The organism is Actinoplanes awajinensis subsp. mycoplanecinus (assembly GCF_001509495.1).
Taxonomy (GTDB): Bacteria; Actinomycetota; Actinomycetes; order Mycobacteriales; family Micromonosporaceae; genus Actinoplanes; species Actinoplanes palleronii.
The window spans coordinates 77,099-96,137 of the sequence record NZ_LLZH01000235.1 but is presented as its reverse complement, the minus strand read 5'-3'; the positions used below and the strand labels follow the sequence as shown (position 1 = coordinate 96,137).

At 71.5% G+C, this 19,039-nt stretch carries 16 protein-coding genes; 6 read left to right on the top strand and 10 right to left on the bottom strand.

The genetic code is table 11. From position 1 onward, the window contains the following. The 3 genes from ADL15_RS24420 to ADL15_RS24410 all read right to left on the bottom strand — a co-directional run. Positions 1-816, bottom strand: an 816-nt coding sequence (locus tag ADL15_RS24420; RefSeq protein ID WP_198170996.1) for a Na+/H+ antiporter NhaA, incomplete at its 3' end; no start/stop codon positions are given. Between the two features lie 168 nt (positions 817-984). Then, positions 985-2,622 (bottom strand): ABC transporter permease, encoded by a 1,638-nt coding sequence (locus ADL15_RS24415; protein WP_067695664.1) that lies wholly within the window; start codon positions 2,620-2,622, stop codon positions 985-987. After that, on the bottom strand, positions 2,619-3,512 hold the full coding sequence (locus tag ADL15_RS24410; RefSeq protein WP_083971684.1) for an ABC transporter ATP-binding protein: 894 nt from the start codon (positions 3,510-3,512) through the stop codon (positions 2,619-2,621). Before ADL15_RS24410 ends, ADL15_RS24415 begins: the two co-directional genes overlap by 4 nt. Before the next feature lie 154 nt (positions 3,513-3,666). On the opposite strand from ADL15_RS24410, the gene ADL15_RS24405 reads away from it, so the two are divergent. Next, a complete protein-coding gene (locus tag ADL15_RS24405) occupies positions 3,667-4,596 on the top strand; it encodes a DUF389 domain-containing protein (protein WP_067695659.1) in 930 nt (309 codons plus the stop codon). A 72-nt stretch (positions 4,597-4,668) separates the two neighbouring features. Beyond that, entirely contained in the window at positions 4,669-6,648 is a 1,980-nt protein-coding gene (locus ADL15_RS24400) for an amino acid transporter (RefSeq protein WP_067695656.1), read from the top strand. 12 nt (positions 6,649-6,660) lie between these two features. Here ADL15_RS24400 and ADL15_RS24395 read toward each other — a convergent pair whose 3' ends face one another. The 3 genes from ADL15_RS24395 to ADL15_RS24385 are packed head-to-tail and all read right to left on the bottom strand — an operon-like array spanning position 6,661 to position 10,214. Further along, positions 6,661-7,320: an MSMEG_1061 family FMN-dependent PPOX-type flavoprotein gene (locus ADL15_RS24395; RefSeq protein WP_067695650.1), complete on the bottom strand. Its 660-nt coding sequence runs from the start codon at positions 7,318-7,320 to the stop codon at positions 6,661-6,663. Positions 7,321-7,344: 24 nt separating this feature from the next. After that, positions 7,345-8,772, bottom strand: coding sequence for a family 43 glycosylhydrolase (locus ADL15_RS24390; protein ID WP_232344312.1), 1,428 nt, complete (start codon positions 8,770-8,772; stop codon positions 7,345-7,347). Beyond that, positions 8,769-10,214: a family 43 glycosylhydrolase gene (locus tag ADL15_RS24385; protein WP_067695647.1), complete on the bottom strand. Its 1,446-nt coding sequence runs from the start codon at positions 10,212-10,214 to the stop codon at positions 8,769-8,771. Before ADL15_RS24385 ends, ADL15_RS24390 begins: the two co-directional genes overlap by 4 nt. A 473-nt stretch (positions 10,215-10,687) precedes the next feature. Here ADL15_RS24385 and ADL15_RS24380 point away from each other — a divergent pair, with 473 nt between their 5' ends. Beyond that, entirely contained in the window at positions 10,688-11,215 is a 528-nt protein-coding gene (locus ADL15_RS24380) for a hypothetical protein (protein WP_067695644.1), read from the top strand. 1,085 nt (positions 11,216-12,300) lie between these two features. On the opposite strand, the gene ADL15_RS24375 is transcribed toward ADL15_RS24380, so the two are convergent. Then, complete coding sequence (locus ADL15_RS24375; RefSeq protein WP_067695641.1) at positions 12,301-13,116, bottom strand: tetratricopeptide repeat protein; 816 nt, start codon at positions 13,114-13,116, stop codon at positions 12,301-12,303. A gap of 178 nt (positions 13,117-13,294) precedes the next feature. On the opposite strand from ADL15_RS24375, the gene pdxY reads away from it, so the two are divergent. Beyond that, positions 13,295-14,146, top strand: coding sequence for a pyridoxal kinase PdxY (gene pdxY, locus ADL15_RS24370; protein WP_067695699.1), 852 nt, complete (start codon positions 13,295-13,297; stop codon positions 14,144-14,146). On the opposite strand, the gene ADL15_RS24365 is transcribed toward pdxY, so the two are convergent. The 3 genes from ADL15_RS24365 to ADL15_RS24355 are packed head-to-tail and all read right to left on the bottom strand — an operon-like array spanning position 14,101 to position 17,084. Further along, complete coding sequence (locus ADL15_RS24365; protein ID WP_067695638.1) at positions 14,101-15,660, bottom strand: hydroxysqualene dehydroxylase; 1,560 nt, start codon at positions 15,658-15,660, stop codon at positions 14,101-14,103. The genes pdxY and ADL15_RS24365 overlap by 46 nt on opposite strands. A 40-nt stretch (positions 15,661-15,700) precedes the next feature. Further along, positions 15,701-16,504: an ArsR/SmtB family transcription factor gene (locus ADL15_RS24360; protein WP_232344311.1), complete on the bottom strand. Its 804-nt coding sequence runs from the start codon at positions 16,502-16,504 to the stop codon at positions 15,701-15,703. A 34-nt stretch (positions 16,505-16,538) separates the two neighbouring features. Further along, the gene (locus tag ADL15_RS24355; protein WP_067695635.1) at positions 16,539-17,084 is read right to left on the bottom strand and encodes a hypothetical protein; all 546 of its coding nucleotides are present in this window, start codon (positions 17,082-17,084) and stop codon (positions 16,539-16,541) included. A gap of 62 nt (positions 17,085-17,146) precedes the next feature. Between ADL15_RS24355 and ADL15_RS24350 the strand changes: the two genes are divergently transcribed. Together ADL15_RS24350 and ADL15_RS24345 are read left to right on the top strand one after the other, a co-directional pair. Then, on the top strand, positions 17,147-17,599 hold the full coding sequence (locus tag ADL15_RS24350; RefSeq protein ID WP_067695631.1) for a MarR family winged helix-turn-helix transcriptional regulator: 453 nt from the start codon (positions 17,147-17,149) through the stop codon (positions 17,597-17,599). A 46-nt stretch (positions 17,600-17,645) separates the two neighbouring features. Continuing rightward, positions 17,646-19,028: a sensor domain-containing phosphodiesterase gene (locus ADL15_RS24345; RefSeq protein WP_067695627.1), complete on the top strand. Its 1,383-nt coding sequence runs from the start codon at positions 17,646-17,648 to the stop codon at positions 19,026-19,028. The last annotated feature ends 11 nt before the right edge of the window (positions 19,029-19,039 follow it).

The following is a 19,039-nucleotide window of genomic DNA, read 5'->3' as shown; positions in this document are numbered from 1 at the left end:
GATCGGCCGGAACCGGTGCTCGAAGTGCTCGGCCAACCCCGGTCCCGTCCCCGAACCCGGCGACCGCAGCACCGGGACGGCGAAGCCGAGCAGGACCCCGGCGACGGTGGCGTGCACTCCGGACGCGTGCACGAGTGCCCAGGTCGCGAACGCGAGCGGCAGCAGCAACCACCACGACCGCACGCGGCGCTGCACCAGCGCCGCGAACAACCCCAGGGGCACCATCGCCGCCAGCAGCGGCAGGATCGACAGGTGTGCGGTGTAGAACACCGCAATGATCACGATGGCCAGCAGGTCGTCGACCACGGCCAGGGTGAGCAGGAACGTGCGCATCGCGGTGGGCAGGCTCCGGCCGACCACGGCGAGCACGGCCAGGGCGAACGCGATGTCGGTCGCGGTCGGGATCGCCCACCCCTCGACCGCTCCGCCCCAGTTGGTCAGGGTATAGATCAGTGCGGGGACCAGGACGCCGCCGACCGCGGCAGCGACCGGCACCGCGGCCCGGCGTGGATCGCGCAGGTCACCGGCCACGAACTCGCGTTTGAGCTCCAGCCCGGCCACGAAGAAGAAGATCGCCAGCAGCCCGTCGGCCGCCCACGTCGCCAGCGAAAGGTCCAGGTGCAGGGCGTGCGGCCCGACAGTGAACGCGGTCATCGCCGTGTAGTGGTGCGCCCACGGCGAGTTCGCCCAGATCAGCGCGATCAGGGTTCCGACCAGCAGCAACGCGCCGCCGATGGTCTCTTTGCGCAGCACGTCGGCGATCCGGCGGGCCTCGGCCCAGGAGCCACGGCCGAGGACACGGGGGACAGCACTCACGGGGCAGGCCTACTTTCGGGGTCGGTCCAGCAACTTGCCGACCAGACTTCCCGGCGCACCGGGGCCAACCCTACCTGTGCCAGGCAGTTCCGGCCCGGTGGCGTGGAGAGATAGTGATCTTCGGCTCGCACCGGCGACCACCTCGCCGGCCACGTGCGGTTCAGCGGCTCACGACCGAAGGTCCCGTCTGCGGTAACCGGCGATCCCGGCCACGGTCAGGATCACGGCCAGGCCCGTCATCGCCGCGGTGGCAGGCCAGTCCACGCCGGTCAGCGGCACCGCCGCGAGGTGGGCGAACGGCGACAGCTCACGTATCCCCTCCGGTGCCGCCACGCTCTCGGCGACGACGAGCAACAGAAAGCCTCCGGTCGTGGGCACAGCGCCGATCACACTGACCCACCGCGGCGCCCAGCCGGTGGCGAACACGGCGGCGCCGAGGCTGAGCCCGACGAGCGGCAGCGTGTTCCACACCCCGGACAGGGCCGCGCCGAGCCCGAGATCACCGCCGACCGTCGTCACTCCGGACCAGGTGGCGAGCCCGGCGATCGTGGTCAGCACGGTCGCGGCGCCCATGGTCACCGCGATCTCCGCGCCGAGCAGCCTGGCCCGGCTGATCGGCTGGGCGGTCAGCAGGGTCAGCCGCCGGTCGGTCTCGGCCGCGACGAACGCGCCCATCCGCACGGCAGTGAAGCCGCCGACCGGCATGGCGAGGATCGCGAACAGGACTGCGGCGAAGCCCGCGACGGCGCCGAGCCCGTCGAAACCGGCCGCGGCAGCCTGGCCGGCCATCGCGGGGTTGTCGGCGAGGAACCCGGTAACGGACACGGCGGTCAGTCCGATCAGCAGGTAGTAGGCGCCGATGCCGATCGCCCAGCCGGTCAACGGCCGCAGCACCCGGCGGACCGCGAACACCGTCACACCGCCGAGCAGTCCGAGCCTGGGCCGGCGACCGGTTGCCGGCGCAACCAGACCACCGCGAATCTCTCGCCGGCCGGCGGCGGCCAGGGCCGCTAGCGTGATCACCGCTGCCGCGACGGCCAGGATCACGAGCGGAAGACCCCGATTGTGTACGAAGGGTCCGCTCAACGCGGTCAGCCCGAACGGTGACAGCCAGCGCACCCAGCCGAGTGCGGGGACACCGTCGCCGATCATGCGGAGCAGCAGGGTCACGCCGAGCACGGCGACGGCCGTTCCGGTCGCCGGTGACCGGGCCGGAAAGACCTGCGCGGCAAGCGCCGCCACCGCGACGAACACCACGCCGAGCAGGCCGGTGCCGGCACCGTGCACCACGGCGCCGGAGGGCGGCGTCCCGGCGGCGATCAGCACCCCGGCCAGCAGGCAGCCGGTCCCCACCGGGACGATCATGACGGCGGTGACGTGCCGCAGGACGGCGTCGCGCAACGGGACACGCCCGGCGAGCAGCACGTCCCACCGGCCGGTGTCCTCCTCGCCGCGGGTGATCCGGGTGGTCGCCAGGATCGCCCAGGCACCGAGCAGCACCGCGGTGAACGTGCCGACCCGCCACACGGTGAAACCACCGGCGGTGTCGAGGCCGATCGGGGCGCCGAACAGCGTACGGATGGCCGGGTTCCCGGCGAGTGCCTGGAGGCTGCCGGCGGCGGCCGGATCCGCCATCACCTGGGCGTAGGTAGCAGAGACCAGCGCGGTCATGCCGGTGATGAGGACCGCGACGACGAGGCCGCCGCGGCGGATCTGCCGGACGGCCAGACCGGTGACCGCCCGGCCCGGCCCGGGCGGCAGGGTGAGCCCCGCGGTGACCGGGCTCGGCAGGATTCCGGTGCTCATCGCCCGGCCTGCGTCCCGTAGTACTCGAGGAAGATCTCCTCGAGGCTCGGTTCGCGTACCGAAAGGGCAGTGATACCGGCGTCGGCCAGCGCCCGCAGCGCGGGAGCCGGCGGCCCGGTCACGGTGAACCGCAGCTGCCCGTCGCCGGCCGCCTCGACCGATGCGACGCCGGCAACGGTGCTCAGCACCGGGGCGAGGCCCGTGTAGGACACGGTGACTTCGGATCGGTGCAGGCCACGGAGCCGGCCGATGGTGGCGACCTCGACGAGCCGACCGGCGCGCAGGATGCCGACGCGGTCGCAGACGGCTTCGACCTCGGCGAGCTGGTGCGAGCTGAGGAAGACGGTCTGCCCACGGTGCCGGGCCTGCCCGACGGCGGTGCGGAACTCGCGTTCCATCAGCGGGTCCAGGCCGCTGGTGGGTTCGTCGAGCACCAGCAGCGGCGCCCGGGTGGCGAACGCGGCGACCAGCGCCACCTTCTGCCGGTTCCCGGTCGAGTAGGTCCGGGCGGGTTTCGACAGGTCGAGGCCGAACCGTTCGACGAGCTCGTCGCGGTAGGGCAGATCGGTGCCGGGGCCGGTCCGCGCCTGCAGGTGCAGGATCTCGGCGCCGGTCAGCTGCGGCCACAACGCCACGTCGGCCGGAACGTAGGCCAGCGATCGATGCGCCCGGGCCACGTCGCCAGCGTCGACGCCGAAGACCTCGGCACGCCCCGCGGTGGCCCGGGCCAGGCCCAGCAGCAGACGGATGGTGGTGGACTTGCCGGCCCCGTTCGGCCCCAGGAAGCCGAAGACCTCACCCGGCCGCACGTCCAGGGTCAGGCGGTCCAGGGCGGTCAGACGACCGTATCGCTTCGTCAGATCGACAGCTCGCAGCGCAGGCGCAGACATCGGGAAACCCTTCGGTCGACATGGAACGATGACCGCCGACCAGGCTTCCCGGCACACCTGGGCTCACCGTACTCCCCGCCCGGACACCCCGGGAACCCTCAGTGGCAGAATCCGCCGCCCTACACTTGCGGTCACTGTGAGCTGAGGGGCGAGAATGCTGCATGTACGGGTGATCTCGCCTGAGGCGCTCACCGAGCGGGCGCTGGACGCGCTGGCCGGTGACGACGGCGTCACGCACGTGATCGTGCTGACCGGGGTGGCTCGCGAGCCGGTCGGCGACGTGATCGAGTTCGACGTCGTACGCGAAAGTGCCAGTGCCGTGCTGGACCGCTTGCGAGGTCTCGGCCTGGACCGGGTCGGCGCGATCGTGATCGAGAAGGTCGACACGACGCTGTCGGCGTCGGCCGACCGGGCCGCGCGACGGGTGCCCGGGCTGGGCGTGGACGCGGTGGTGTGGCATGAGATCGAGCAGCAGACCGGTGAGGAATCCGCGCTGTCCGCGTCGTATCTCGCGTTCATGATCATTGCGATGGTGATCGCCGCGCTGGGTGTGCTGCTCGACCAGCCGATCCTGATCGTCGGCTCGATGGTGGTCGGGCCGGAGTTCGGGCCGCTCGCCGCGCTCTGCGTCGGGCTGGTCAAACGCCGCGCGCCGCTGGTGCGCCGGTCGGTGCTGGCCCTCGGGGTCGGTTTCCCGATCGGGATGGTGATCACGATCGGGGTGGTGTGGCTGCTGACCGCTATCGGTCTCGTCGACAAGTCGATGCTGCTGGCCGACCGGCCGCTGACCGATTTCATCTGGCGCCCGGACGCGCTGTCCTGGGTGGTCGGCCTCCTCTGCGGGGTGGCCGGCATCCTGTCGCTGACCTCGGCCAAGGCCGGCACCCTGGTCGGCGTGCTGATCTCGGTGACCACCATCCCGGCGGCGGCGAACGCGGCGGTCGCACTCGCCTACGGGGTGCGCGACGAGGCGGTCGGCTCCGCCCTGCAACTGCTGATCAACATGGCGGCGATCGTGGTCGCCGGAGTGCTCACCCTGCTGATCCAGCAGGTCGCGTGGCGGCGGCAGGAGCGTACCGGCTGACCGGCACTACCCGTGGGGTCGTACCGTGCTCAACGCACCGAACTACGGACAGCCCCGCAGGAAGAGAGTGTTGTGGACGCCACGGACGAGTACGCATTACCGGCAGTGGTGGACAGCCCCGCCCGGCAGGAACAGGCCGGCGGCGGCCTGGCCCGGTGGCTGCTGCGCCACCAGGTGCAGCCGTCCGGACCGGCGGCGGGGGAGAGCCACGCGAAGCCGCACGCCTGGTGGAAGGTGATGTGCCTGACCGGCGTCGACTACTTCTCCAGCCTGGCGTACGTGCCGGCGATCGCCGCGCTCGCGGCCGGCGCGGTGTCGCCGCTGGCCACCCTGCTGATCGTGGCGCTGACCCTGCTCGGGATGCTGCCGATGTACCTGCGGGTGGCGAAGGAGAGCCCGCACGGCGCCGGCTCGGTGGCGATGCTGGAGAAGCTGCTGCCGTTCTGGCGCGGCAAGCTCTTCGTGCTGGTGCTGCTCGGCTTCGTCTGCACCTCCTGGATCATCACGATCACCCTGTCGGCGGCCGACGCGTCGGTGCACATCGTGGAGAACCCGTTCTTCCCGAGCGTGCTGCACGGCCACGAGGTCCTGATCACCGTGACCCTGCTGCTCCTGCTCGGCGGGGTGTTCCTGCTCGGCTTCAGCGAGGCGGTCACCGTCGCGATCCCGCTGGTCGCGGTGTTCCTGATCCTGAACGCGGTGACCGTCGTGGCCGGGCTGATCGACGTGGCCACCACGGCCGGGGCGTTCTCCGCGTGGACCAGCGCGCTCAGCGCCGGCGGTGGCGGCTTCGGCGGCCTTGTCGAACCGGCGCTGCTGGCGTTCCCGCTGCTCGTGCTGGGCCTGTCCGGCTTCGAGACCGGGGTCAGCATGATGCCGCTGATCGAGGTCGACGGCGCCGACGACGAGCAGCGGCTGCGCTCGCGGATCCACAACACCCGCAAGCTGCTCACGGTCGCCGCCCTGATCATGAGCGTGTACCTGCTCGCGGCGAGCTTCGTGACCACCGTGCTGATCCCGGCCGCGGCGTTCCAGCCGGGCGGCCCGGCCAACGGACGCGCGCTGGCCTGGCTCGCGCACGACCAGCTCGGTGAGGTGTTCGGCACCGCGTACGACATCAGCACCATCCTGATCCTCTGGTTCGCCGGGGCGTCCGCGATGGCCGGGCTGGTCAACATCGTGCCCCGCTACCTGCCCGGCTACGGGATGGCGCCGGAGTGGGGCCGGGCGGTACGTCCGGTCGTGCTGGTCTACACCGTCATCTGCGTGGCGATCACCATCGGGTTCGGCGCCGACGTCAACGCCCAGGCCGGCGCGTACGCCACCGGCATCCTGGCGATGATGGTCTCCGGCGCGTTCGCGGTCACCGTCTCGGTGCTGCGTGCCGGCCGGCGCCTGGCCACCGCCGGGTTCGGGGCGCTCACCGCGGTGCTGCTGTACGCACTGGTCAAGAACGTGATCAGCAAGCCGGACGGCATCGCGATCTCCGGGATGTTCATCGCCGGCATCGTGATCGTGTCGCTGATCTCCCGGGTGTCACGGACCACCGAGCTGCGCGCCGACCGGATCGAGTTCGACGCGGCCGCCCGCCAGTTCGTCACCGACTCGCTGGCCTTCGACGGGGCGCTGAACCTGATCGCGAACCGTCGCGAGCGCGGTGACGCCGCCGAGTACGCCGAGAAGGAGAGCGAGCAGCGCATCCACAACCCGGTCCCGGGCAGTGCCGACGTGCTGTTCCTGGAGATCGAGGTGGTCGACCCCTCGGACTTCAGCGACACGCTGCAGGTGCGCGGGGTGGAGGTCGCCCCGTACCGGGTGCTGCGGGCCAGCGCGCCGGCCGGTCCGAACGCCATCGCGGCGGTGCTGCTCGCGCTGCAGCAGAGCACCGGGGTGCAGCCGCACTGCTACTTCGCGTGGGCCGAGGGCAGTCCGCTGGTGCACATGTTCCGCTACTTCCTGCTCGGGCGCGGCGACACGGCTCCGGTCGTACGAGAAATCATCCGCAAGCAACAGCCGGACCCGGACCTGCGGCCCGGTATTCACGTCGGCTGAACGCCGGCGCGGTCACTCGTAGCGGTACTTCAGCGCGTCCGCCTCGTTCTGCTCGATCGCGGCGATCGTCAGGTCCGGCATCCGCAGCTGGGCCAGGGTCACCTCGGCCGAGGTCGGCTGGGCGTCGGCGGGCAGCCACTGCTCCGGCTTCCAGGCCGCGCCGCGCAGGAACGCCTTCGGGCAGTGCGGGTAGACCTCGTCGATGCCCACCACGAGCGCGCTGGCCGGCGGTTTGCCCACGGCGGTCAGCTGGGACAGCAGCTCGGGGCGGGTGGAGACGCAGGCCCGGCCGTTGACCCGCAGCGTCGTGCTGCGGCCCGGGATGACGAACAGCAGCCCGGCCCGGCCGGTGGCGACGACGTTCTGCAGGCTGTCGAGGCGTTTGTTGCCGGTCGCGTCCGGGATCGCCACCGTCCGGTCGTCCAGGACGGTGACGAACCCGGCGGGGCCGCCGCGCGGGGAGACGTCGAGGCTGCCCTCGGCGTCCACGCTGGCGACCAGGATCAGCGACGAGCAGGCGATCAGACGCCGGGTCTGCTCGGTGAGTGCGGTCATCTGCTTGCGGACGGCCGCCTCACCGGGCAGGTCGTAGACCCGGCGCAGCCCCTCCTGGTCGGGCACCGCGTCGCGGCGCAGCGAGTCGAAGGCAGTGGCGGCAACGGCTGACGTCATGCCCTCGACCCTATCGGCTGCGGTCTATCCGCGGCGCCAGCGCTGGGCCGCGGTGCCGTTGCACGGGTAGAGCGACAGTCGCGCCCCGTTCGCCGCGTTCCACTCGTAGTTGTCCAGGCACATGGCGCCGGCGACGTTGCGCAGGGAGAACCAGCCGCTGCCCTGGTCCAGGAGGGTCCACTGCTGGGCGGCCGCGCTGGTGCACACGGTCAGGCCGACGTCGGCGTTCGCCGTGGTGCTGGCGTTCAGGTCGGTCAGGCAGGTGCCGGTGTTGCGGTTGCGGATCTCGTACCAGCTGACCCCGCGGTAGCTGAACTCCCACTCCTGGGCGGTGTTGCCGTTGCAGTCGTAGAGCCGGACCAGGGCGCCCGGGGTGGTGTCGAGGTTGTAGTTGTCGACGCACCGGTTGCTGTGCGCGCCGCGGATGCCGGGCCTGGTCGTACCGTTGGGAAGGGGTTGTCCGAAGAACGGGTCACCGTTCTCGCGCCAGTAGAGCTGCTGCATCCGGGTGTGCCGGTTCGGGTCGGTCAGCGCGTCCGGTGTCGGGGTGGCGTAGTCCCGGGCGTGGTAGACCAGCACGTCGGTGGTGTTGTCCTCGGCGACCGTGAAGCTGCCGTGCCCCGGGCCGTAGACGCCGTTCGCGGTCTGGAACACCGGGTTCGGATGCTTGTACCAGGACGCCGGGTCGAGCAGGTCCGCGGTGTCCCAGGAGGAGAGCAGGCCGAGTTTGTAGCGCGAGTCGGTCGCCGAGGCGGAGTAGGCGATGTAGACCCGGCCGTTCTTCACCAGCGGCGACGGCCCCTCGACCACGCCGGCGACACCTTCCATCTCCCAGCTGTACGTGGGCCGGGCGATCTCGGTGACCGTCCCGGTGATGCCGGTGGCGCCGTTCATCCGGGCGATGTACATGTGGCTGTTGTAGGTGGTGTCCGGGCTGTCCTGCGCCCAGACGAAGTACCGCACGCCGCGGTTCACGAACGAGGCCGCGTCGAGCTGGAACGACTCCCAGCCGGTGGTGAACCGCTGCGGCGCGCTCCAGGCGCAGGTCATCGGGTTCGCGCAGGTGTTGCGGATCCAGTAGAGGCGCTGGGCGAACGTGGCGGTGCTCGGCGAGGCCGAGAAGTACATGTACCAGGCGCCGTCGTAGTACCGGATGTCCGGCGCCCAGATCCAGCCGCTCAACGCTCCGCTGGACGGGGCCACGAACGCGTTCGCGGTGGTGGCCGTCCCGAGCCCCTGCAGCGTGGTCGCGCGCCGGAGCTCCACGCGCTTGTAGTCCGGCACCGACGCGGTCATGTAGTAGTAGCCGTCGGTGTGTTTGTAGATCGCGGTGTCCGCCCGCTGCTGCACGACCGGGTTGCCGACCGTGATGAACTGCGCGCTCGCCGGCTGGACGAAGCTCGCCAGCAGTACGACGACGGCCGCCAGCACGAGCGCTGCCCGGGCCCTCACGCGATCGCCCAGCGCTGCGCGTTGTTGCCGGAGCAGGTCCACTGCCGCACCTCGGCGCCGGGTGCGGTGCCGAAGTTGTAGTTGTCCAGGCACAGGCCGCTGGTGCGGTTCTGCAGGGTGGCGTACCCGTCGCCGACCGCGGTGACCTTCCACTGCTGCACGGCCAGGCCGTTGCACGTCCACTGCTGCACGACCGAGCCCGGCGCGGTGGCCCAGTCCTTGTCGTCCAGGCATAGGCCGCTGTTGCGGTTGCTGATCGTGACGTACCCGTCGGCGGCCGGCACCAGGTACCAGTCCTGCACGGCGGCGGTGCCGCAGGTCCACTGCCGTATCTCGGCGCCGGGGGTGGTCACCCAGTTGTAGTCGTCGAGGCAGAGATTGCTGTGCTGGTTGCGGATCCGGACCGGGGTCGCGGTCTCACCGGACGGCGCGGCGAGCACGGTGGCGGTCGAGACCGGCACGCCGAGGTTCGGCGTGCCGTCGGCGTTCCAGGAGATTTTTTGTACGCGGGTGGTCCGGGTCGTCCCGCAGCCCTGCGACGCCGACGAGTTCGCGTGGTACGCGATCCAGGTCTCGGTGCCGTCCGGTGAGGTGAAGAACGAGTGGTGCCCGGGCCCGAACACCCCGGCGGCGTCGTTGCGCTGGAAGATCGGACCGGCCGCCTTGGTCCAGGAGCTCGCCGCGAGCGGGTTGGTCCCGGTGTACTCGAGCATCCCGAGCTTGTAGTTCGGCCCGTTGCAGTGGCTGGCCGAGTAGGTCAGGAAGGTCCGCCCGTTGCGCTGCAGCGGGAACGACCCCTCGTTGACCGCCCCGTTCTGGGTCTCCCAGGCCAGCGTCGGCGCGGAGATCCGGCTGCCGACCGCGGACGCGGTGTACGGGTTGGACATCGGCGCGATGTACAGCGACTGCAGCCCGTCGGCGTGGAACGCCGAGAACGTCATGTAGAGCGCGGTGCCGAGCTTTAGCGGCGCGGCGTCGATCGCCCAGCCCCCGTTCGGCATCAGGTTGAGGATGCCGCGCACGGTGTACGGCCCGAGCGGGTCGGTGCCGGCGCTCTCCGCGACGTGCGTGCGCCGGGCCCCGCCGGACTGCTCGATCGAGTAGTACAGGTACCACCGGTTGTTGATCATTTCGAGGTGCGGCGCCCACATCGTGGTGCCGCCGGTGCGCACCACGACCTGCTCGGTAGCGGTGCGCAGGCCGGCGATCGTCGCCGAGCGGCGCATCACGACGTCGGCGGACCAGGTCGTCGCGACGTAGTAGTAGAAGCCGTTGTAGTAGGTGAGCGTCGGGTCGGCACTGTTGGGCACGTCGACGACCGGGTTGGTGAAGGTCGGTCCGGGTGCGGCGAGCGCGGGGCCGGGCCGGGCCACGAGGGCGGTGGACAGGCCGAGCAGCGCTGCTGTGACCAGCGACAGCACCCGGCGGATTGACTGCGACATGCTCCTCCTTGGTTGTTAGCGCTAACAATTTTGGGTACGGATGGGTCCGGGCCGTGAGGAGTCACGGTCCGGACGGGCGGGTGTGGGGAGCTGCTCACGGGTGCACCGGAGCGGGGTGCGATCGCTGTGGCTGATCGCGCTTTGTGTTTCGAGAGTGTTACCGCTCTCAATGGTTTCGTCAAGAGGAGTTCATCGATCGGCTGGAGCCTCTGACCAGGCCCACGCAGATCCCGCGCAGATCCCACGCGGATCCCACCCGGGTCCCGCGCAGATCCCACCCTCCCTGGGGGCAGCCCCCGCTGGTCAGTGTGGTGCGGATCGGGGCGGCCCGGTGGGCGGGCTGTGGACGACGCCCCACTGTGGAAACCGCCGGAGACCGTCACCGAACTGTCAGCGTTCCGTGGACGAACGAACATCGCCGCTCACGACGATGGGTGCACCCGTCGCGCCGAGCTCGTCGTCAGGAGCTACCCATGAATCAGAACGCAGGCTGGCAGCGCGACGCGAACATCACCACTCGGCACCGCAACCCGCCCCGCGCCCGCTCGCAACGGATCGTCGCGTCCGCCGGCGACCTCGCGGCAGCCGACCGGGCCGTGCAGCAGCTGACCGAGGGCGGTATCCCGGCCCGGTCGGCGACCGTCGTCGGATGCGACCTGCGCACCCACCCCCGCCCGGCCGCCCGATGGCCCTCGTCCACGGCGCTCGTCCACGGCGGCGCGCTGGGCCTGGCCGCCGGCGCGCTGACGCTGGGCCTGCTGGTAACCACCGACCTCGTCGAGGCGACCGCCGAGCCCACCAGGGTGGCAGTGTCAGCGGCGGTAGGCGGCGCGGTGACCGGCAGCGCCCTGCGCGTGGTGGGTCACGGCCTGTCCCGCGGCCGCCGGGCGGTGCCCATCAAGGTCCACCCTCACCGGTACGCGGTACTGGTCGACACCGCCCACGCCGACCACGCCACCCACCTGCTGCGTCAGGGCCGCGCCACCTTCCACGCGCGATAGTGCCGCTCCGGCGCGTCGGTGAAGCCCGAACGCCGCACCCGCCGTCGGTCCGCACCTGCGGTCGGTCCGCACCCGCCATTGGCCCTGCCTCGACCCACCCGCTTCCGCTTCCGGTGCTGGGGCGGTGAGAATCCGCGATCGCGGGGGCACGGGCACCAGTGCCCCGCGTTTGGCCGATTCTGGGCTCCGGCGCCCGCAAGCGGCTGTTCCAGGGGCGCCAACAACCCGCGATCATGGGCGATGCGCGCGATGGCTGCCTACGCCGGGGCGGCGGCAATCCGCAATCCCACAGTGCGTGCGCCCACCGCCCATCTGGGGGCGGCCGGCGTCCGCGATCTGTCATTGCGAACCCGCCCCGCCCCGCCGCATCGCCCGGCCCCAGACAAGTGCCCCCGCGACTGGCCCCCAGCCCGCCGCTCCCGACCCCGGGTGAGGCCAGGAAGCCGGCTGGCGCTGAGGGCTGCCAAACCGAGCGTGAAACGACCCTGACCACCAGCCGGGCCCGATCGGCTGGTGGTCAGGGCTGCCTCGAGGGTGTTGAGGTGACCCTCAGCGCCAGCTGCGGGAGCCGGGCTGGTGCTGAGGGTTGTTTCGAGGGTGTTGAGGGGGCCGTGGGCGCCAGCTGGGACCGATCAGCTGGCGCTGAGGGGTCTCTCGGGAGCGTCGAGACACCTCTCAGTGCCAGCTGGGCGTGACGGGCTGGTGGTGAGGGGTCTCTCGGGAGTATCGAGACACCTCTCAGTGCCAGCTGGGCTCGAGGGGCTGGTGGTGAGGGGGGGGCGTCGGGGTGGGCTCTCGGCGTCAGTTGCGGGAGCCGGGCTGGTGCTGAGGGTTGTTTTGAGGGTGTTGAGGGGGCCGTGGGCGCCAGCTGGGACCGATCAGCTGGCGCTGAGGGGTCTCTCGGGAGCGTCGAGACACCCCTCACCACCAGCTGGGCGTGACGGGCTGGCGCTCAGAGGTCTCTCGGGAGTATCGAGACACCCCTCAGCGCCAGCCGGGCACGGTCACCGGCCGGCGCCAGCCAGCCCACCGGTCGGCGCCGCCCCGCTGGCCGGCGCTGCCCCGCGAGAGGGCGGGACGGGCCGCTACCGCGGGTGGGGCTGGGACCGCCCCGGCTCCGATGCGTGGAGGGACTCGCGGCCCGCGCACACCTGCCGCTGGTGCCGGTCCAGGTAGGCGGTGTCGTCGCCGCTGCGCATCGACAGGGCCAGCGCCGCCGCCGCGGGGTCCAGGCTGATCTCGCAGAGCAGGTCGGCCAGGTCGTCGAAGCGGCCGCAGCTCTTCAGCATCCGCAGGTAGCCGCGCAGGATGGGCTGCCCGATCGTGTCGTCGCCCGGGTGGTTCTGCCAGGTGAGCCAGGCGCGGTCGGCGGCGCGCACGGCTTCGCCGCAGTGTCCGGCGGCGTGCAGGCTGGCGGCGAGTTCACTGTGGGCCTCGGCGGTGCTGGGCGGGATGTCGAGCTGCCGATGGGCGTCCAGGATGCTTTTTCGTACGGTGATGGCTTCGTCGAAATGCCCCCGCCGGTGCAGCAGGTTCCCGAGCACGCGAGCCGCTGCCAGGCGCCGGGGGTGCAGCTCGGTGTGCAGCCGGCGGCTGGCCTGCTCGGCGTAGCGGGCCGCGGCCAGTTGCCGGTCGTCGTGGCGCAGCGTCGCATAGAGGGTGAACGCGTCGACCAGGATCGGGTCGTCGGGCAGCCACGCGATGTCGAGCGCGTCGAGGTACCGGCCGAGCAGCGTCGCCGCGGGGTAGGTGTTGCCGGCGGCGATCAGGTGATGGGCGGCGATGACGGCGGCCGGCAGCCCGGTGAGTTCCGCGACGCCGGAGTCGGCCCGGCGCGGGGCGGGGGTGAGAGCGGGGCAGCGCCAGGCCCGGAGCGGGCGGCGGGGAGCGGGGACAGCCATGGCCAGTTCTCCTTCGGCGAGCAGCCTGGGTGAGAGGGCCATCGTCTGTGCTGAATCGGACACCGTGCCGCCGTTGTGTCCGTCGCGCAAAACAAAGTGCGCAAAAACAACGTCCGTCGTACGAAACAAAATCGGCCGGTGTGAAAGCGGTCCGCAAGTGGATCTCTAAGCTGTGGTGATGAAGGTTCTCTCCATCCAGTCGTCGGTCGCGCACGGTCATGTCGGCAATTCCGCGGCCGTGTTCCCGCTGCAGCGCATCGGTGTCGAGGTCGTCCCGGTCCCCACGGTGGCCTTCTCCAACCACACCGGGTACGGCGCGTGGCGTGGCCCGCTGCTCCCGCCGGCGGACGTGGCCGAGATCCTGCTCGGTGTCGAGGAGCGCGGCGTGTTCCCGCAGGTCGACGCGGTGCTCTCCGGCTATCAGGGCGGCGCGGGCATCGCGGACGTCATCGTCGACGCGGTGCGCCGGGTGAAGGCCACGAACCCGGCGGCGGTCTACGCGTGCGACCCGGTGATGGGCAACGCCAAGTCCGGTTGTTTCGTCGCGCCGGAGATCCCGGTGCTGCTGCGCGACCGGGTGGTGCCGGTGGCCGACATCATCACGCCGAACCAGTTCGAGCTGGGGTTCCTGACCGGCACCGAACCGGCGAGCATCGCGTCGACGCTGGACTCCGCCGACCTGGCCCGCGCCATGGGCCCGTCGACCGTGCTGGTGACCAGTGTGGAGCGTCCGGACCGGGCGCCGGGCACGATCGAGATGCTGGTCGTGGACGGCGCCGGCGCGTGGCTGGTGAGCACCCCGCACCTGCCGTTCAAGGCGAACGGCTCCGGTGACGTGACGGCCGCGCTGTTCACCGCGCACTACGTGGCGACCAAGGACGCGGCGGTGGCCCTGGAGCGCACCGCCTCCAGCGTCTTCGATCTGATCGAGCTCACCTACACCTCCGGGGAGCGGGAGCTGCGGCTGGTGCAGGCGCAGGAGTTCTACGCGACGCCGCGGATGCAGTTCCGCGCGGAGAAGGTGCGCTGAGCAGGAGCCAGCAGGCCACGCGGCGGGATCGAGTAGACCTGCGCCTGCCGCACGCCGTGCCGGTGCAGGATCGTGTTGACGGCCGTCGCCGCCGAGGCGGCCGAGCGTTCCATCAGCGCGCACGGGAACGGCATCCGGACCCAGTCGCCGGCCAGGAACAACCCGTCGGCGTCGGTGGTCACGCCCGGGCGGGTGGCGTCGCTGCCGACGTCGAACGCGGGCGCGTCGTACCCGATCCGGGTGTCGCCGTCGACCGCCCGCAATCCGCGCGCCTCCGGCCAGACCGCGGCGAGCTGCGACCACATGTCGCGCGCCGCGGTCGGCGCGTCGATGCCGGCGTCCGCGGCGTAGGCGTGCAGTTCCACGACGGCGCCGCCGGTCTTCCGCGCCCACCGGGCCGAGCCTCGTTCGACCCGGTGGAACAGGCTGATCGAGTCCAGCAGCGGTTCCCGGGCGACGCTGCTGAACCCCGCGCGGTGCGGCGCGAGGTCGCGGTCGGTCCAGATCCGGCTGACCGCGTACGGTGCGGTGGTCCGTACCGTCGCGATGTCGCTCGCCAGGCGCGGTGCCAGCCGGGCCAGGTCGGGGGACGCCGCGACCAGGTCCCGCGCCGACGCCGGATCGGTGGCCAGCACGACGTGGTCGGCGCGGATCCGGGCGCCGCCGGTGAGCGTGACGGTCCAGCCCGGTTCGATCCGGTCGACGGTGGCGCCGGTACGGATGTCGCCGCCGAACGCCTGCAACCGTTCGCACAGCGGCGTCCAGATCGTGCTCTGGTAGTCGTCCTCCGGAGCGTCGAAGTCCAGCCCTTCGGCGTTGCGCAGGAAGTAGAAGTGGAACTGCATGATCATCTCAGCGGCCGACATCTGCGCCGCGGGGTTGAAGAACGAGTGCGCGAACACGTCGAACAGCAGCGCGCGAGCCCGGTCCGGCATGGCGAGCCGGTCGAGGAACTCCGCGGCCGGCAGGGTGTCGAAGTCCCGGTACGTCTGCTCCCGCGAGTACCGCAGCAGCGCCATCGCGGTCGGCCCGTCGACGTCGCGCATCTCCCGCATCCGCAGGCTGGGCGAGCGGGCGATCAGCGCGAGCAGGCTCCACGGGGGCTGGCCCGGCAGGCCGCCGAAGTCCTCGTCCGGCCAGGCCCGCGACACCACCGGATAGTGCTCGGCCGGGCGCAGGAACGACAGTGTCGGATCGATCCGGCGCAGGATGCCCCGCCAGTTGTAGTACTGCCGGAAGAACGCGTGGAACCCGTGGCCGACCATCTGGGTGGTGCCGTCGGCCAGCTGTTTGGGCCACGCGGCGAGCCGGCCGCCGAGCCGGTCGTCGCGTTCCAGCAGGGTCACCGCGACACCGCGTTCGGCGAGCAGCAGGGCCGCGGTCATCCCGGCGATCCCGCCGCCGACCACCACGGTGTGCACCGGGTGCTCCACCGTGTGCGGCAGCGACGGGTCGATCGGGGTGCGGCGGTGGGCGTGCCGGCTCAGCGAGCCGGGCCCGCGCGAAGGTGTCATGCTCCGGGAATGCCCGGCCACCCGTGATCCAACCCGGCTGTCACCGGCCGGTCTGCCGGGCCGCCCGCAGGTCGGTGTGCATCTCCCACGGTGCCTGCGGCAGCACGTGTCCGGTTTCCAGCAGCGACTTCAGGTTGGCCAGCACCGCCGGCCACCCGGCCGAGGCGGCCTCGAGGTCCTCCGCGCTCGGGAGGTCCACGTGCGTGACGGTCAGCCGGACGATGTCCTGGTGCGGCTCGATCAGGAAGGTGACCGTCGAGGCGTCGGCGCCGGCGTCCGGGTCGCCGAACGTCATGACCAGCCGGTGCGGCGGGGCCGTCTCGAGCACGACACCACCGGCGTCGGCGATGCCGGAGCCGTCGGTGCGCTGATGGTCCCACCGCGATCCGGGCTGCCAGTCGGAGACGTTGTGATGCCCCCAGTAGGCGCCGGTCAGCTCGGCGTCGGTGAGCGCCTGCCAGACCTGGTCGGGGGTGGCGTGGATGTAGGTCACGTACACAAAATCGGGTTTTGTCGTGGTCATGTGGGCCTCCTCTGCGTGCTGGCGGATCGTGTCGAGGGCCCGTAGCCGGGGCTGCTCGAACGGGGCGATCCAGCGCTGCCGCACCTCATCGATGGGGACCGGGTTGAGGTAGTGCCACTTCTCCCGGCCGTGCCGGACCGAACTGATCAGGTTTGCCTCGTGCAGCACGGCGAGGTGCTGCGTCACCGTCTGCCGGGTCATGGCCAGGCCCGCGCAGAGCCGCCCCAGGGTCTGGCCGCCCTCGCCGCGCAGGCTGTCGAGCAGCCGGCGGCGGGTCGGGTCGGCGAGCGCCTTGAACACCTTGTCCATGTCACCGGCCATGACCTGCATTATGCAGTCGTCAGACTGCATGTTGTCAAGCCGTCGCGGCGGCCCGGCGGCCACGGATCCGGACGACCGCCGCGGTGGTCAGTCCCACCGCCGCCCACAGGTAGACCGCGAAGAAGCAGGCGAACTTGAGCGCCGCCGCGCTGGAATACAGCAGCGCCACCACCGGTGAGATCGCACCGGGGTCCGGCAGCATCACGAACGAGAGCAGATTTTCCAGTACGTCGAGCAGCGGCGCGGCCAGTCCGAACCAGATCAGCCGCCGGGCGAACGTGCGCCCCCCGCTGCCCGCCGGAAAGGCCCGCGCCACGGCGAACAGCAGCGCCGTGAAGAACAGCGCGGTCGCGGCGATGAAGGCGAAGTCGACGAACTGGGTCTGCCAGTAGACGTCGAGGGTGCCGTCGCGCTCCATCCCGGTGTACCACCCGGAGAGCTTGCTCGCGCTGAACGACAGCTGGCCGGTGTAGTAGGGCACCGGGTAGCCGGAGCGGGCGTAGAACCCGTCCAGCACGGTCTGGGTGACGCGCTGTGCGGCGAAACCCGCGGCGACCAGGGAAACTGTTTTCCATTCCATGGAATGTATTTTGGTGGCCGCGTCGGCTCCCCGTCAAGTATTCCGTGGAATATTGTTGACGGATGGAGCGCCCGCAGACCCAGGGGCGAGCTGTCCGCGAGCTCGCCGTCGTCCACCAGCTGAGCACCACCCGGCTCAACCGCGCGTTACGCCCGCACGGCGTCACGCTGACCCACGTCGCCGTGCTGTCGCACCTGGCCGGGGCGCCGCAGGGCTGCTCGGTCGGCGAGATCGCGGCCGCCATGGAGGTCAACCAGCCAGCCGTCTCCAAGACCCTGCGCACCCTCACCGAGCTGGGCGCGGTCACCGCCGAGGTGGCCGGCGACGACAGCCGCCGGCGGGAGGTGCGGCTCACCGCGCGCGGCGGGGAACTGCTGACCACCGCGATGCTGGCGATGCACCCCGAGGCGACGATCGCCTTCGCCGGGCTCTCCGACGAACGGCTCGGCCTGCTGGTGGACCTGCTCACCGAGGTGCGCGCCGGCCTCGACGCCGCCCGCCACGAGCGGCCCTGACCGCTCTCGCCCTCATCCGGCCCTGATCCCCGCCGATGAGCCGGAGGTGAAGGAGAACGACACGGACACCCCCGCCGAGCTGCAGCGCGCGCGCAGCGTGGTGTCGTCGGCGGTGACCGTGCTCGCGGTGAGCATGGTGGTCGCCTTGATCTCGTACGCGTGGGACTGGCTCGAAGTGTGGATCAAGGGGGAGACCCCCGAGCTCGACGAGTGGCTCGGCCTGATCGGGGTCGCCTGGCTGCCGCTGGCCGCCGCCACCACGGTCCGGCTGGTGCGGTTCCACCGCAGTCTCGCGGCCCGGGCCGAGGAGGCGGTGGAGGCGTTCCGCGACACCGTGCACACCGCGCACGGCTGGGTCTGGCAGGTCGACGCCGACCTGCGGATCGCCTACAGCAGCGACGGCGTGGGCGAGCTGCTCGGCTACGACGCGCAGCAGCTCACCGGGCGCGACGTCCGGGACCTGCTGGACCGTGATCCGGCCGCGAGTGAGCACGTCTTCGACACCTCGGCGCGCCAGGACTGGATCAGCAGCGCCGTGCACCGCGACGGCACGACGCGCACCCTCAGCAGCAGCGCCACCCCGATGTACGGCGCCGGCGGCTGCATCGTCGGCTACCGCGGCTTCAGCGCCGACGTCACCGTGGAGATGGCCGCCGCCTCGGCCGAGCAGCAGCTGCGACAGGAGCAGGACGCCATCCGGGCCCGCGTCGAGCACAGCATGCGCGACCCCGGCGCGCTGCAGATCGTCCTGCAGCCGATCGTCGACGTCGACCGCAACGAGATCTCCGGGATGGAGGCGCTGGCCCGGTTCGCCGCGGAGCCGTACCGCACGCCCGACGTCTGGTTCGCCGAGGCGTGGCAGGTCGGCCTGGGCATCGACCTGGAGATGCACGCGGTCGCCGCGGCCTGCCGGCGGCTGCCCAGCGTGCCCGCCCAGGCGTACCTGTCGGTGAACGTGTCGGCCCAGACGATCCTGGACCAGCGGTTCCACCAGCTGCTCGCCGGCCTCGGCGCCCAGGCGGCCCGGCTGGTGATCGAGGTGACCGAGCATACGGCGGTCGACGACTACGACACGCTGGCCGACTCGATGCGGCTGGTCCGCGCGACCGGCGCGCGCCTGGCCGTCGACGACGCCGGCGCCGGGTACGCCTCGATGCAGCACATCCTGCGACTGCGCCCGGACATCGTCAAACTCGACCGCAGCATCATCGCCGACAGCGACCAGGATCCGGCCCGGCGGGCGCTGATCGGGGCGATGTGCAACTTCGGGGCCTCGCTCGGCGTGACCGTGGTGGCCGAGGGGGTGGAGACCGGCGCCGAACTCGCCGTGCTGACCGAGGAGGGCCTGCACCACGTGCAGGGCTATTACCTGAGCCGGCCGGCCACCGACCCGCAGGTGGACTGGCCCGCCGACCGCCTGGCGGCCTGACTTCCGGCGCC